The following is a 16,917-nucleotide window of genomic DNA, read 5'->3' on the forward strand; positions in this document are numbered from 1 at the left end:
TATCGGCGCGCGCGAGTTCCCGGACGCGCGCCGATGCATGTGCCTATTTAGGCAATTTACCGCGCGAACGACGAAGTGCCATTCAACCAAAGGTTTTTTGAAATGCATATTTCCGGGAGCGATTCATGTCGGTTGAGATCTTTGTTGCGAACGATGGCACCAACGGAACCGAATTGTGGGTAACCAACGGCACCGCTGCATCCACGGTTCTGCTGAAGGACATCATGCCCGGCGCGGGCAGCTCGGGAATCTCCAACCTGTTCTACTCGGGCAGCTACGTTTACTTCACCGCGGATGATGGCTTGGGTTCCGGCAGCCTGATCTGGAGAACCGACGGAACCGCTGCTGGAACCATGAAGCTGTCGAGTTCGGTTAACGGCGGCAACGGCGGAAATTTCACACCGGTCGGCGGCAACATCTTCTTCACCGGCTCGGACTCCGTCCACGGATCGGGCCTCTTCACGATCAACGGCGAGACCGGCGCGATCGCGTTCGTATCGACGATCTCCGGCTATTCGCAGTTCAAGGCTGTCGGATCCAAACTGTTCTTCGTCGCCAGCGATGGCACCAACGGCTCGGAGCTGTGGAGCAGCGACGGCACAGATGCCGGTACGGCCGTCGTCAAGGACATCTATCCGGGCGGCAACGACAGCAGCATCGGCAATCTCACTGTTGCCGGCAACAAGGTCTATTTCTCCGCCACCACGCCGAGCGGGGGCAATGAGCTCTGGGTGTCCGACGGCACCGCTGCGGGAACCGTCCAAGTCAAGGATATCAATTCGGGCGCCAACGGCTCGAACCCGAGTTCGTTCTTCGCTTTGGGATCGAGCGTCATCTTCCAGGCCGACGACGGCATTCACGGCCGCCAGTACTGGATCTCGGACGGCACGGCCGCGGGCACCGCGCTCTATGCGTCGAATTTCACCGTCTTCCAGCAATTCGTCCTGAACGGCACGCTGTATTTCGGCGGCAGCGACAACCAGAGCGGCGTCGGGCACGGTTACGGCCTCTATGCCGCCACTCCCGGCGGGGTCACCTATGTCAGCCCGAACGCGCCTTACGCGTTCGCCTACAACAGCTACCTGATCGGCGCGCCCGGAAGCCAGAAGGTCATCTTCAGCTCCAACAACGACAACGCGAGCTACAGCTTCGACGGCACCAGCTTCGTCAAGATCGCCGATTTCCGCGTCGGCGACGGCGCCGTGTCCGGATCGCAGTTCTTCTTCGTCATCAACGACGGCACGCATGGCAACGAACTCGGCGTCACCGACGGCACGCTGAACAGCGCGCATCGCGTCTCCGACATCAACCCGGGCAGCTACGATTCCAGTCCGCAGAACATCTCGCCGGTCGGCGGCGGCGTGGTCTTCACCGCGGTCGATGCCAATGGCGATCGGGAGCTGTATTTCTCCGACGGCACGGGCGCCGTGCCGGCCAAGAACGTCAACCCGACGGCAGATCTCAGCCCGTCGCTCGACTACGCCGCAAGCGGCGGCGATCACGCGACCGCGGGCGGCAAGATCTACTTCTCGGCATCCGACAACGTGCACGGCCGCGAAGTCTGGGAATCCGACGGTACCGCGGCCGGCACGCATGAGGTCAATGACCTCATCGCCGGTGCCAGCGGTTCAAATCCGAATGGCTTCGTTGCGGTCGGCGGCTACGTCTATTTCTTCGCGGATGAGGGCGACGGCGCAGGGCAGCAGCTCCACGTCATCGATCCGTCGACCGATGCCGAAACCAGGATTTCGGCGCATTTCAGCTTCTACCAGAAGTTCGTTCTCAACGGCACGCTGTATTACGGCGCCGACGACAATGCCGGTCATGGCTACAGCCTCTGGCAGGCGTCGCCGAGCGGACTCAGCTATGTCGGCACCACCGTGCCGTATGCCTTCGGCTACAACACTTATCTGCTCGGCTCGCCGGGCAGTCAGACCGCGCTCTTCAATTCCCACAACGACAACGCGACCTACAGCTTCGACGGCACCAGTTTCGTCAAGGTCGCCGATTTCCGCGTCGGAGACGGCACGGTGTCGGGGTCGCAATTCTTCTTCGTCATGAATGACGGAACGCATGGCAACGAGCTCGGCGTCACCGACGGCACGCAGAACAGCGCGCATCGCGTCTCCGACGTCAACCCGGGCGTCTATGACTCCAACCCGGACAGCCTCACGGCGGTTGCGGGTGGGGTGGTGTTCCTCGCCACCAACGATAATGGGGATCGCGAACTCTATTTCTCGAACGGCACTACGACGACGCCGGCAGCCAACATCAACGCCACGCAGAACCCGAGCGCGTCGCTCGACTATGCTGCCGGCGGAGCGGATCACGCCACCGCGAACGGCAAGACCTATTTCTCGGCGTCGGACAATGTGCATGGCCGTGAAGTCTGGGAGTCCGACGGCACCCTTGCCGGCACCAGGGAGGTCAACGACCTCGTCACCGGCGGCTCCGGTTCGAACCCCACTGGTTTCGTTGCGGCCGGCGGCTATGTGTATTTCTTTACCGACGAAGGTGACGGGGCGGGGGCGCAACTCCACGTCATCGATCCGTCGACCGATGCCGAGACACGGATTTCGGCGCACTTCAGCTTCTACCAGAAGTTCGTTCTCAACGGCACGCTGTACTACGGCGCCGACGACAATGCCGGCCATGGCTACAGCCTCTGGAAGGCGTCGCCGAGCGGGCTCGCCTATGTCGGCACGACGGTGCCGTATGCGTTCGGCTACAGCGCCGCCCTGATCGGATCGCCGGGCAGCCAGACTGCGATCTTCAATTCCCACAACGACAATACGACCTGGAGCTTCGACGGCACCAATTTCATCAAGGTCGCGGATTTTCGGGTCGGCGACGTCACGGTATCGGGCTCGCAGTTCTTCTACGTCATCAACGACGGCACGCATGGCAACGAGCTCGGCGTCGGCGATGCGACGCTGAACAGCGCGCATATGGTCGGCGACCTCAATCCCGGCGGCTACAATTCCGATCCCCAGAGCATCACGCCGGTGGCGGGCGGCGTCGTCTTCACCGCCGACAGCGGCAACGGAGACCGCGAGCTCTATTTCTCGAACGGTTCGACCGTTACCCTCGCCAAGAACATCAACGCGACGCAAAACCCCGGCGCGTCGCTCGACTATGCCGCTGGTGGCCTGGACCATGCCACGGTCGGCGGCAAGACCTACTTCTCCGCATCCGACGGCGTTCACGGCCGCGAGCTGTGGGAGACCGACGGCACGCTCCAGAACACCCGTCAGGTCACCGACCAGAATGTCGGCGCCAACGGCTCGAACCCGGTTGGCCTGATCACCGCCGGCGGCAAGCTGTATTTCCTCGCCGACGACGGCGACGGCACTGGCCAGCAGCTGCACGTCGTCGATCCCGCGACGGACACCGAGACGCGGATCTCGACCGGCTTCTCGTTCTATCAAAAATTCGTTCTCAACGGCATGCTCTACTACGGGGCAAGCGACAACCAGGGTGGCGTCGGTCACGGCTACGGCCTCTGGCAGGCGTCGCCGAGCGGCCTGACCTATGTCAGCCCGAATGCGCCCTATGCCTTTGGCTTTGACAGCTACCAGGTTGGCTCAAGCATCATCTTCAGCTCCCACAACGACAACGCCAGTTACAGCTTCGACGGCACGACCTTCACCAAGATTGCCGACTTCAGGGTCGGTTCCGGCACGGTATCGGGCTCAAAATTCTTCTTCGTGATGAACGACGGGACGCATGGCAACGAGCTCGGCGTCACCGACGGCACGGCAAACAGCGCGCATCAGATCTCCGATCTCAACTCCGGCGATAACGGCTCCGATCCCTCGAACATGCTCGCGGTCAACGGCGGCGTGCTGTTCGTCGCCAATGACGGAACGCACGGGCGCGAGCTGTTCTTCAGCAATGGAACGAGCTCGACGCCGGTTAGCGACATCTTCGAAGGCAGCACCGACGCCAACATCCAGAATCTCACCACGGTCGGCAGCAAGGTGTTCTTCTCGGCGAGCGATTTCTCGTCGAGCAGCGGCACCGGCCATGGCCAGGAATTGTGGGTTTACGATTCGGCCGGCGGGACGGCATCGCTGGTCAAGGACGTCATTTCCGGCACTGGCAGCTTCAATCCGTCCAACTTCTATTCGCTCGGCGGAAAGTTCTATTTCACGGGTGACGACGGCGTTCATGGCAATCAGCTCTGGACCTCGGATGGGACCAGCGGCGGCACGGTTCCGGTCACGACCGCGACGCTGGGCGGCAGCCCGGGCACTTTCTTTCAGATCGATGACGATCACCTCGCGTTCCGCAGTCACGATTCGACCAACGGCGATACGCTCTACATCCTCCAAGGCAGTACCGGGACGCTGACCAACGTACCGTCGCCGGTGCCGAACTATCTGACCTTCAACTACGGCGTCATCAACGGGCACTTCTCGTTCATGGCCAGTGACGGCACCAACGGCAACGAGCTCTATGTCTTCGACGGCACCAACACCGTTCGCGTCACCGACGTCGGCACGCCGAATTCGTCGAACATCGCCAATCTGACCTACTGGAACGGCAAGGCCTATTTCACCGCCAACGACGGCACCGGCACGATCGGGACCGAGCTTTACGTCTCCGACGGCACGTCTGCCGGCACCAATTTGCTGAAGGACATCCATCCGGGCAGCGCCGACGGCGGCATCAACAGCCTGATGATGGTCGGCGGCCATCTCTATTTCGGCGCCGACGACGGCAACGGCCCGCTGCTCTGGACCACCGACGGCACCACCGCCGGAACGCATGCGGTCACGACGCCGACGCTGGGCGGCAGCACCGGGACCTACTTCCAGGTCGACGCCGATCATCTGGCGTTCCGCAGCCACGATTCGACCAACGGCGATGCGCTCTACATCCTCGACGGCACCACCGGCACGCTGACCAATGTGCCGTCGCCGGTGCCGAACTATTTGACGTTCAACTACGGCGTGATCAACGGCCACTTCTCGTTCATGGCCAATGACGGCACCAACGGCAACGAGCTCTACGTCTTCGACGGCACCAACACCGTTCGCGTCACCGACGTCGGCACGCCGAATTCGTCGAACATCGCCAATCTGACCTACTGGAACGGCAAAGCCTATTTCACCGCCAACGACGGCACCGGCACGATCGGGACCGAGCTCTATGTCACCGACGGCACGCCCGGCGGCACGCAGCTGGTGAAGGACATCCATCCGGGCAGCGCGGACGGCGGCATCAGCAATCTGATGGTGGTGGGCGGCCACCTCTATTTCAGCGCCGACGATGGCAACGGCCCGCTGCTCTGGACCACCGACGGCACCACCGCCGGAACGCATGCGGTCACGACGCCGACGCTGGGCGGCAGCACCGGGACCTACTTCCAGGTCGACGCCGATCATCTCGCGTTCCGCAGCCACGATTCGACCAACGGCGATACGCTCTACATCCTCGACGGCACCACCGGCACGTTGACCAATGTGCCGTCGCCGGTGCCGAACTATCTGACCTTCAACTACGGCGTCATCGACGGCCACTTCTCGTTCATGGCCAATGACGGCACGAACGGCAACGAACTCTATGTGTTCGATGGCACCAACACGGTCCGTGTCACCGATACCGCTACGCCGAACAGCTCGAATGCCTCGAATTTCACCTTCCTCGCCAATGTCGCGCCTACCCTGACCGGGGCGACGGCAGGCCAGGCCACCGGCGACAAGAGCGCAATCGCGCCGTTCAGCGGCGTGACGATCGCCGACGCCGACACCCCGGCGCAGACCCAGACCGTGACGATCACGCTCGACGATGCCGGGAAGGGGGCGTTCACGGCCGCCTCGCTGACCAGCACCGGCTTCGTTGCCGGCGGCGTGGCGGGCACCTACACCTTTAGCGGGACCGCCGTCGACGCGACGACGGCGATCCACGCGCTGTCGTTCCAGCCGACCGAGAACCGCAAGCCGGTGGGCGGCACCGAGACCGTGTACTTCACCGTGTCGGTCGACGATGGCGCAGGCGGCGCCGTCACCAACACCACGACCAGCGTGGTGGTGACCTCGGTCAACGATGCGCCGGCTCCGGTTGCGGACAGCAAGGCCGTCAACGAGGACGCCACCGCCTCCGCGGCATCGCGCGCGGCCGGTGTGCTCGGCAACGACAGCGATGTGGACGTCGTCACGACCGGCGCGTTCGTCACCGGGAATCTGATCGTCAATGGCGATGCCGAGGCCGGCGCCTCGGCGCACGACTTCAACACCGTGGTCGCGCCGCAGGGCTGGACCACGACATCCAATCTCAGCTCGGTTGATTATGGCTTGAGCGGCGGGCTGACGGCGCAGGCCGGCAGCGGTTCGCATTTTTTCGCGGGCGGTCCGGGCAACGCGCTCTCGACGGCGTCGCAGACCATCGACGTCAGCGGCTATGCCGCCGCAATCGACGGCGGCACCGTGTCGGCCAATCTCGGCGGATTGTTCGGCGGTTTTCAGACCCAGGACGACCATACCGACCTGAAGGCGGTGTTCCTTGACGCCGGCAACAACGTCATCGGGACGAGCGGGGCGATCGGAGACGTTCTCTCCGGCGCCCGGGGCAACGTCACCGAACTGCTGTCGGCGTCGGGCAGCTTCGCGGTTCCGGTCGGAACGCGCGCGATCATGGTGGTGCTCACGGCGACGCAGAGCACGCCGGCCTACAATGACGGCTACGCCGACAACCTCTCGCTGACGCTGTCAGCGCCCGGCGACCATGAGACCGCGACGCTGGTGGTCTCTGGGGCGCATTTCGGTGCGGCCGCCGATGCGGCGGTTCCGGCCAACGGATCCGCGCTCGCGGTGACCGGCACCTACGGTGTGCTCAACATCCACAAGGACGGCACCTACAGCTACACGCCGAACACGGCGGCGGCCGAAGCGCTGCCGTTGGGCACGCCGGCGACCGATACGTTCAGCTACACGGTCGCGGACCCGAACGGCGCGACCACCGCGAGCACGCTGACCTTCAACATCACCGGCCAGAACGATACGCCCGTGGTGTCGGCGCCGCAGACCGATGGCGCCCATGAGAACGACGCCGCGACCGGCTTCGACCTGCTGCGCACTGCCTCCGATGTCGATACCGGCGAAACCGCGACCTTGTCGGTGGCCAACGTCACGTACGCCGTCGACGGCGGCGGTGCGTCCGCTACCGCGCCGACCGGCTTCAGCCTGTCCGGCCACACGCTGAACGTCGATCCGACCAGCACCGTGTTCGATCATCTGGCGCTGAACGCCACCGAGACGGTGGTGGTGAGCTACGACGTCACCGACGTGCAGGGCGCAACGGTGCATCAGACCGATACGGTCGTGATCACCGGCGTCAACGATGCGCCGGTTGGGCAGAATGACACCGGGTCGGCGCTGGAGAAGGGCGGCGTCAACAATACCAGCGGCGGCAGCCAGGCCACCGGCAACGTGCTGGCCAACGATACCGATGTCGATAGCGGCGATACAAGGACGGTGTCGGCGGCGACGTCGGGCGCAAATCCGATCACGATCGGGACGCCGTCCGCGACCGCGCATGGCAACATCACGCTGAGCGCCAACGGCACCTATACCTACGCGGTCAATGAGACCGACAGCGCGGTGCAGGCGCTGCGAACCGGCGCGGACACCATCACCGACGTCGTCAACTACACGGTCATGGACAATCACGGCGCGACCGGCACGGCCACGCTGACGATCACGATCCAGGGCGCCAACGATGCCCCTGTTGCCGCCGCCGTCACCGGCTCGACGAACGAGAACACCGGCAATCCGACGACCGTGACGGCATCCTGGACCGACGTCGACTCGGGCGACACCCAGACCTTCAGCGTCGACACCACCGGCACGCTCGGCACCGTCGTCAACAACAATGACGGCACCTTCAGCTATGACCCGAACGGCAAGTTCGAGAGCCTGAAGGCCGGCGTCACCGCGACCGACACCTTCCACTACACGGTGACCGACGCCGGAGGTCTCGCCTCGACGCAAACCGCGACCGTGACCATTCACGGCGAGAACGATGCGCCGGTCGCAGCCGCTATCACCGGCGCCGCGAACGAGGACACCGGCAACCCGGTCTCGCTGACCGCGTCCTGGACCGACATCGACGCGGGCGACACCCATACGTTCGGCGTCGACACCACCGGTACGCTCGGCACCGTCATCAGCCTTGGCAACGGCACCTTCAGCTACGACCCGAACGGCAAGTTCGAGAGCCTGAAGGCCGGCGCCACAGCGACCGACGTCTTCCACTACGCCGTGACCGACGGGTCCGGCGCGACCTCGACCCAGACCGCCACCGTGACGATCACCGGCCAGAACGACGCCCCGGTCGCGGCGGCGATCACCGGCTCGGCCAATGAGGACACCGGCAATCCGGTGACGCTGACGGCGTCCTGGACCGACGTTGACACCGGCGATACGCGTAGTTTCAGCGTCGATAGCACCGGCACGCTCGGCACCGTCGTCAACAACGGCGACGGCACCTTCAGCTACGACCCGAACGGCAAGTTCGAGACCTTGAAGGCCGGCGCCACCGCCACCGACGTCTTCCACTACACGGTGACCGACGGCTCGGGGGCGACCTCGACCCAGACGGGCACTGTGACGATCACCGGCCAGAACGACGCGCCGGTCGCAGCGGCGATCGCCGGCTCGGCCAACGAGAACACCGGCAACCCGGTGACGTTGACGGCGTCCTGGACCGACATCGACACCGGCGACGCCCACACCTTCAGCGTCGACAGCACGGGAACGCTGGGCACGGTCGTCAACAACAACAACGGCACCTTCAGCTACAACCCGAACGGACAGTTCGAGCATCTGAAGGCCGGAGCGACCGCGACCGACGTCTTCCACTACACGGTGACCGACGGCTCGGGTGCGACCTCGACCCAGACCGCGACGGTCACGATCACCGGCGAGAACGACACGCCGACGGCGGTCGCCGACACTACCGGAGGCGGCGAGAACCAGACGCTCGATATCGACGTCCTCGCCAACGACACCGATGTCGACGACAATCACAGCTTCACGCTCGTCTCGGTCGGGGCGCCTACCGGCAAGGGCAGCGTATCGATCGTCGGCAACCATCTCGTCTTCAATCCGGGTACCGATTTCGATCATCTGGCCGCCGGCGCCAACGAGATCGTGACGCTCAGTTACACCATGAAGGACGAGTTCAACGCGCAGTCGAGCTCGACAATGTCGGTCACGGTGACCGGAACCAACGACGCGCCGGCCGTGACGCACAATCTCGGCGCCGGGTTCGGCGGCGGCTTGGCCACCATCACGCAGGCCAGGCTCGAGGTCACCGACGTCGACAACTCGGCGTCGCAACTGAGCTACACGGTCACGTCGGCGCCGGTTCACGGCCAGTTGAAACTGAACGGGGCCGACATCGGCGCGAACGATACGTTCACCCAGGCCGACATCAATGGCGGGCGCGTGACCTACACGCACACCGACGCCACGACCAGCGACGACGGGTTCGGCTTCTCGGTGTCGGACGGCACCGATAGTGCCACGGGGTCGTTCGTCCTTACCGCGAATCAGCCGCCATCGGTTCCGGTCGACAGCAACGGCACGAGCGGCGGCAGCATCGCCGAAGGCGCGCCGCAAAACAGCCTCGTCGGCATCACCGCGTCGTCGACCGATCCCGAGGACGGCAGCAACATCACCTGGTCGCTGACCAATTCGGCCGGCGGCCTGTTCCAGATCGATGCCAATTCGGGCGTGGTTTCGGTCAGCGCCGCGGGCGCAACCGGCATCGATTTCGAGGCCAGCGGGAGCGCCTACACCATCACGGTGCAGGCGGCCGATACCCAGGGCGGCACCAGCACGAAGGACTTCACCATCGCCGTCACCGACGTCGCGCCGACCGTTCCGGTCGACAGCGACGGCGTGACCGGCGGCAGCGTGTCGGAGGCGGCCGGCAATGGTGACGCCGTCGGCATCACCGCGGTCGCAACCGACCCCAATGGCGGCGCGATCACCTGGAGCCTGACCAACGATGCCGGCGGCCGGTTCAACATCGACAGTTCAGGCGTCGTCCATGTCGCCGACGCTGCGCTGCTGAACTTCGAAACAAGTGCAAGTCACACCATCACCGTCAAGGCGGCCGACGCCGGCGGTGCGGCCAACAGCCAGACCTTCACGATCGGGGTCACCGACGTCGCGCCGGTCACGACCGCGGACAATTACAGTGCGGCGGAGGACAATACGTTGACGATCGCCGCTGCGGCGGGCGTGCTGTCCAATGAATCGGACGTCCACGGCGGCCCCATCACCGCCGTCCTCGATGCCGGACCGTCGCACGCCAGTTCGTTCGGATTGAATGCGGACGGCTCGTTCCATTACACTCCGAGCGCGGACTTCAACGGGGCCGACAGTTTCAGCTATCACGCTTTCGATGGAACGACGGCCGGCAATACCGTCACGGTCAACCTGTCGGTCGGTGCGGTCAACGACGCACCGGTCGCCAATCCCGACACCCTACCGACCATCGCTATGAACGCGGGCGTTCAGTCGTTCTCCTTTGCCTCTCTCACCGGCAACGACAGTGCAGGACCGGTAACGGCGGCCGACGAGGCCGGCCAGACGCTGACAATTACAGCTGTGTCTCACTCTACCGGCGGCACGGTTCAAATCACCGGTGGGCATGTCGAGTTCACGCCGACGGCAAACGTCTACGGCACGGCATCCTTCGACTACACGATATCCGACAACGGCACCACCGACGGTACAGCCGATCCGAAGATCGCTACCGGCCATGCCAGCTTCAGTGTCACGCCTGCAAACCCGCCGACGGCGCTCAACGACTTCAACGGCGATTTGCATAGCGATCTTGTCTGGCACAACGACAACGGGGCGGCTTCGCTCTGGGACAGCGGCGAGATCCGCGGCGCACATATCATCGCGTCGTCTGGCGTGGTCCCGGCTGGATGGAATATCGTCGGCAAGGGCGATTTCGACGGCAATGGCCGCGCGGATCTGCTCTGGCACAATGATGACGGTAGAGTCTCGATCTGGGATAACGGCCAGATCGGCGGGGCGCACTACCTGGCCGGCGCGGGCGTCGTTCCAAACAGCTGGCACATCGCCGGTACCGGCGATTTCGACGGCGACCTCAAGAGCGATATTCTCTGGTACAACGACAATGGCAGCGTTTCGATCTGGGATAATGGCCAGATCGCCGGCGCGCATATCATCGCAAGTGCGGGTGTCGTGCCGGGCAGCTGGCACATCGCCGGCACCGGCGACTTCAATGGCGACGGCAACAGCGACATCCTGTGGCACAATGACAATGGTGCAGTGTCGATCTGGGATAACGGCCAGATCGCCGGCGCGCACATCGTCGCAAGTGCGGGTGTCGTGCCGAGCAGCTGGCACATCGCCGGCACCGGCGACTTCGACGGTAACGGCAGCAGCGATATCGTCTGGCAGAACGACAACCATGCGGTTTCGATCTGGAACAACGGCCAGATCAGCGGCGCGCATATCGTTGCCAGCGCGGGCGTTGTGCCTGACGGATGGCACATCGCAGGGACCGGCGACTTCAACGGAGATGGTAAATTCGACGTCGCCTGGCACAACGATGATGGGCGGGCGTCGATCTGGGATAGCGGCAACATTGCTTCCGCTCACATCATTGCTGGTCAGGCAGCGATCCCCGACGGATGGCACATTGTGTAGTCGCTAGGCGGACGATCGTCCTATCGCCGCAGGCTGGCGCGGTGACCGCTGCATGGTCGATCGCAACGCGAGGCGTTGCGTCTGCAACGGCTCCACGCTGATCACGGCTCTATTTGCTTTCGATATCTGCTTTCGAGAGGCTGCTGGGCGAGGACATTCTCGGCCGTGTTGGGGTAGCCTGACGATCCTCGTTGATGTCTTGCTCGGTCAGCGTCGGTTCGTCAAACGTGGGAATGCCGTCTCGGGCACCGAAGAAACTTAAAGGGAATTTTGAGCCATGCAATGACCTCAGGGATGACTTCAGCTCACAACTATCCGCGGCCTGAATCCAGTTCACGCTGCAAATACTGCGCGTTTTTCTGCTTGTTCATGGGCGCGCCTTACGGCTGCTGTCCAGCTCGGCTAGGGGTCAAAAGCTGAACACAGCAGCCGCGTGACCTTGGGGTCCGCTCACCTGCTGAAAGCGGACGTCGTAACCTCCTTAGCCTTCGGACGACGGCCTGGTCAAACCGTCCTCCGCTCCGGCGGATGGCGTTAGCAAGCCCCCGAGGGCTGCCAGCGTTGCTTACGGCGTCCTGTTGCCTCCGATTTCGGGCGGGAGCACGCCGCCAATGACGCGGTGGCCGTCCTCTCCGTGCCTCTCGTTGATGCGGGCCTGGTGCGAGTGCTCCAGCAACAGCGAATGGCCGACCGGCGCCGGCGCCTGCTCGATGCCGGGATATCTGAGATCGCATCGCGGCGTGGCTAAGGATGCGCAAAGACTGCAGCAGAAGCCGATGCCGAAAATGTAAATTGTGGATTCCTAGTCAGTCTGGCGCCCTGGACAGAACTCGAAGCCGCACGCGGCGAAGTAGAATTTCGATGGTTATCCAGTTGACCCGTAGCGCACCTTCGGATCGGCATCGTGCCGCCTAGCACCCGCCTAACCTGGTCAGCGTGTCCGCAGTAACGTCGTATGTCCGAAAGCGACCATCGAAGGTGCTTATGAATTTGCGATCCTGCAGAACGCCCCGAAGCGTCATCTTTGTGCGCATGTTGCCCCACGGTGTTGCCTGCAGGACGGGAAATACATCGCCGATGACTGCTTCTGCTTGATGCTTTGTACCTTCCTCCCTCAGCTCTGCCGCGTGACTAACAGCGTGGCGAATTGGGGCAAAGTCAGGAAAGCCGTCTCGCAGCAGTTTGCGGCTGACTCTGAGCTGGTCGTGGTCGACGTGCGCGGACACAGTTGGACAGCCAACGAACGGCGTACCTTTTAAGCCCTCGACCGTCCTTGCAAAATTATAGATTGTCACCGCGCCATCGCGGGCGGCTATGAACAGTCGCGTTTGGCCATCGCTTGGCGTGTGAGTTATGGATGCGACGGCGTAAGCGTTGAAACTCTCGTCAAACAGCCGCAGGGCTACGCCGAAGTCGCTCGAATAGGCAGACAAAGCCATGAGCGATTCCTGAATCCAGCCTCCTGCCTGGCGTTCATTTTGCGGCAGCCCATTCGTGTTCAAGTTTGGCCAGTCACCCGCTGCTACCTTCAGTCCGGCGAGGGGCTCAGGGTTCGCGCTCACTTTTTCGCCTTCAGCCCTATCTCGACCAGCCGGCGGATCGCTTCGGTTCGGCCGGGATGATCTTCCTGCCCAGCAGCCCAGTTATCGACCTTCTCCATGAAATCATCTGAGAGGCGCATCGTCCGCACAGGATCGCGGCCAGTAGCGGGCCGTCCCGCACCCGGACGGCTTCCACCCACGGTCTTTTTTGGTATTGCCTTTTTCACAGGGCGGTATTACCGTTTTCACGCTTGAATATCAAGCGGCCCGCCGCCGCGCTTGCAACACGGCGACAGGCCTGACCCGAACCCATTGAGGTACCAATGACTCAGGCTGTTTCTGAGAATAGCAGACCCGCGCCCGAACCACCCCCAGAAACCGCGATTAACCGGACGCTCGACCCAAGCGGCCGCGCGGTCGCGTACGGCATCAATAAGATCTATCGCCCGGAAGAGATCGCCAATTTTCGGACGGTCTTCCTAGCCCGCCATCTCATCGCCGACGAGATCGAGCGTCTCATAGCGCTCCTGGACGAATTGTCCGGTGACGACGATCTCGAGCTCAATGTCGGAAACGGACACGACGATCCGCGGCTCGAGGATGGCGAGGGGGTCACGGTGTCGATTATCTGCCAGGGATCGTACGTCGCCGATGAAGACGCCGAGCCTTCGCTCGGGAGCGGTCAATCTCTCGACCAAGCCAGGTGGGTCGAAGGCGGTAGCGGCGCCGCCGACCTCGAAGTTGACGATTGCGACGACGAGCCATCGTTGTGCGGCGTCACGGCGGGCGACGCGGCCGACGACCGGGACATGGAAGCCGACTTGGGCACCTTTGACCGGATGGTCGATCAGACGAAATCGACGCGCGTCCGGTCCGGGGTCGAATGGCCGGCTTGTGCGGGCGAGCTCGACAGCCGGCCAGTTTCGTAAGCCCGGGTGACGGTGACCGTCACGGTCATCATTTCGGCCTAAGCCGTTGAATTGGCGTACCTCGATGCAAACGATCGTTTCAGCACATGAGGGACGATGGTGTTCCGATCAGTGTCCCGAATTCCTGACGCGGCTGTCCCGGGCAGCCGCGCTTTTTCCAGTTGTCCCAAAGAGATGGTCGTCCCGGTCCGCGTCCCGCGAGCGTACCGTTTGGCGTTTCGCACAGTTGGCAGCACAGCTACCGGGCTGAGGATGCGAGTATTTCGGAAGACGCGCGCACAGTCTCGAGCAAGGTCTCAGCAAGGTTGTCCGCCCAGTCGCTGGACGTCTGACCGCAGTCAGACGATTTTGCATTGGCGGTGGATGACTTGCGACGCTCTCGATGATGCAGGATTGACTTCATGGTGCTTCAAATGTCTAAAATTGATCGCCACGGGAGACGAGGGGCGACCGCTCAACCAGGTCGTGATTGCAAGTTTGGGTACGCTGATTGGGGTCGGCGCTCGCCCGTGGTCAATTTCGATGCCCCGCCAAGACGCTCTCCCTCCGACGCTGGCGCCGCGACTCATAAGCCGTGAGGCGGCCGCAGCGTACGTTTGCGTTTCTCCGAACACCTTCGACCTGATGGTGGTGGACGGCCTGATGCCAAAGCCGCGCCTTCTCGGTGGTACGAGGATCGGCTGGGATGTCCGCGAACTCGATGCCGCGGTCGATGCTCTACCACATCGTGACGAAGGTCTCGTCGACGCTGGCGGTTCGAACGAGTGGGATCACGTCAAATGAAGTGGCGGCTTCCTCCCGGTGTCCATGGATATCAAACCCAGCACGGTAAGCCGGTGTTCTATTTCCGCAGGCCCGGGACGCCTAAGATCAGGCTTCAAGGCCTTCCAGGCTCCCCCGAATTCATGGCTGCGTACGAAGCGGCGAAGGCCGGACAGCCAGTCGAGATCGGCGCCAAACGGACGGTGCGGGGTACGGTCAATGCGTCGATCGTCAGCTATTACCAATCGAGCGCGTTCAAAGATGGTCTCGCCAAGACCACACGTAGCAGCCGCCGTGCCATCCTGGAGAGCTTCCGAAACGATCACGGCGACAAGCGAGTTGCCTTGATGCATTCGACGGCGCTCCAAAACATTTTCAACGGCAAGTCGCCGGCTGCACAGCGCAACTGGAAGAAGGCGCTGCGTGGATGGGTCGACCATTGTCTCGCCCTAAAGATGATCGCGAAGGATCCGCTCGCTGAGGTGAAGTTGACGAAAATGCCGCGGACCGGCGGGCACCATCCTTGGGAGACGAGCGAGTGCGAGCAGTTCGAGAAGCGCCACGCCGTCGGCACCAGAGCAAGGCTTGCCTATGAACTGCTGCTGCAGGCCGGACAATCGCGCTGCGACGTGGTCCGGATGGGTCGCCAGCATATTCGCAACGGCCTGATGACGATGGGGCGTCAAAAGACCGGCGTGCCGTTCAACGTCGAGGTCATGCCGCGCCTGCAGGCGGCGATCGATGCGATGCCGTCGAGCAACCACCTGACGTTCTTGGTCACCGCGCAGGGGAAACCGTTCACCGCAGCAGGATTCGGAAACTACTTCCGCGAGCTTTGCCGTGACGCCGGGTTACCCGATCGCTGCACGTCGCACGGCCTCAGAAAAGCAGCCGCGAACTATCTCGCCGAGCTCGGCTTTACCGATCATCAGTTGATGGCTTGGTTTGGTTGGACATCGATTTCGCAAGCGCAAGTCTACACTCGGGCGGCGAATAGAAAGCGGATGGCGCGCGATGGTGCGAAGCTCATTTTCAGGAACAGGCATTGGCTCACCTTCTGACCCGGTGAGCCAAAATCAATCACAACCTACTGAGAAGACTGGAGCGGGAAAATGAGATGGCGATCCCGGCAGGATTCGAACCTGCAACCCGCGGAGTAGAAATCCGCTACTCGCGTATGGGATCAGCTTTTGCCAACCACCGATTGACCACCGAAACTCCGTGAACAAACAGCGATAAAGGTGGTCAATCCGGATCGCGTTTCGTTGTTTTTGTTGAATTTTTCGAGCGCTGCTTACGTTCGGGACGCAGGGGTCGCAGGTTACGAGGCCGCGCGACCTCGAAACTGCGCGACCCGCCCGAACGCGCTGAAGCCGAGCACCGGAAAGTTTTCTCGGATCGTCTGGGCGACATAACTTGGCGCGAGATGAGCATAATGCTTTTCGGTCATTCGTGTATCGGCATGGCCTAGCTGTTTGGCGATCACGGCCATCGGAACGCCGGCCATGGCAAGGTAGGACGCGTGTGTATGCCGTAGAATGTGAAAGTTCACGGCAGGCTCTATTCCAGCCCGGGCACTTGCCTCATCCAGGGGGCGCTGCTGGCGAGAGGCTCCCCACGTCTTTCCATCGGTCCTCAAGAAGATCCGATCACCTGCATCTAGGTCAGCTGTCCATTGCCGAAATGCCAGCTTGCCCTCTTCGGTCAGGAAGACGTGGCGATCCTTCCCCTTGCTCAGCCTAACGGACAAAGTACCGCTGTCGTGGTTGTAGTCTTCGCGCTTAAGGCGACCGAGTTCCGCGTAGCGGCAACCCGTATAGAGCGCCGCCTCGATCAGCTTGCGGAAATCCTGAGGGACAGGCTTTCAAACAACCACGCGCCTCACCCGCCGTTGAGAATGCGAGAACGGACGTGACAGGCGCTCTGCTTTGCCGAATGCAAGGATCAACCGGTCCGCGAAGCGGTCCGCCACAAAACCGGCCGTTC

At 62.8% G+C, this 16,917-nt stretch carries 6 protein-coding genes and 1 tRNA gene; 4 read left to right on the top strand and 3 right to left on the bottom strand.

Annotated features, from left to right (window positions below; translation table 11 throughout):
* The first annotated feature begins 125 nt into the window (after positions 1 to 125).
* Positions 126 to 11,699, top strand: coding sequence for an ELWxxDGT repeat protein (locus JQ633_RS01570; RefSeq protein WP_211981615.1), 11,574 nt, complete (start codon positions 126 to 128; stop codon positions 11,697 to 11,699).
* A gap of 911 nt (positions 11,700 to 12,610) precedes the next feature.
* On the opposite strand, the gene JQ633_RS01575 is transcribed toward JQ633_RS01570, so the two are convergent.
* A complete protein-coding gene (locus JQ633_RS01575; protein WP_211981616.1) occupies positions 12,611 to 13,138 on the bottom strand; it encodes a hypothetical protein in 528 nt (175 codons plus the stop codon).
* Positions 13,139 to 13,563: 425 nt separating this feature from the next.
* Here JQ633_RS01575 and JQ633_RS01580 point away from each other — a divergent pair, with 425 nt between their 5' ends.
* The 3 genes from JQ633_RS01580 to JQ633_RS01590 all read left to right on the top strand — a co-directional run bounded on the left by JQ633_RS01580 (position 13,564) and on the right by JQ633_RS01590 (position 15,992).
* Entirely contained in the window at positions 13,564 to 14,169 is a 606-nt protein-coding gene (locus JQ633_RS01580; protein ID WP_211981617.1) for a hypothetical protein, read from the top strand.
* A 363-nt stretch (positions 14,170 to 14,532) separates the two neighbouring features.
* On the top strand, positions 14,533 to 14,952 hold the full coding sequence (locus JQ633_RS35500; RefSeq protein WP_349631504.1) for a helix-turn-helix transcriptional regulator: 420 nt from the start codon (positions 14,533 to 14,535) through the stop codon (positions 14,950 to 14,952).
* 122 nt (positions 14,953 to 15,074) lie between these two features.
* Positions 15,075 to 15,992, top strand: coding sequence for a tyrosine-type recombinase/integrase (locus JQ633_RS01590; protein WP_211981619.1), 918 nt, complete (start codon positions 15,075 to 15,077; stop codon positions 15,990 to 15,992).
* Positions 15,993 to 16,049: 57 nt separating this feature from the next.
* Here JQ633_RS01590 and JQ633_RS01595 read toward each other — a convergent pair.
* Together JQ633_RS01595 and JQ633_RS01600 are read right to left on the bottom strand one after the other, a co-directional pair.
* Positions 16,050 to 16,116: transfer RNA gene (locus JQ633_RS01595), tRNA-Ser, on the bottom strand.
* Between the two features lie 136 nt (positions 16,117 to 16,252).
* Positions 16,253 to 16,768 carry a tyrosine-type recombinase/integrase gene (locus JQ633_RS01600; RefSeq protein WP_211982738.1) on the bottom strand — a complete coding sequence of 172 codons (516 nt, stop codon included), beginning with the start codon at positions 16,766 to 16,768 and terminating at the stop codon, positions 16,253 to 16,255.
* Between the last annotated feature and the right edge of the window lie 149 nt (positions 16,769 to 16,917).

The organism is Bradyrhizobium tropiciagri (assembly GCF_018130505.1).
GTDB classification, from domain to species: Bacteria; Pseudomonadota; Alphaproteobacteria; order Rhizobiales; family Xanthobacteraceae; genus Bradyrhizobium; species Bradyrhizobium tropiciagri_B.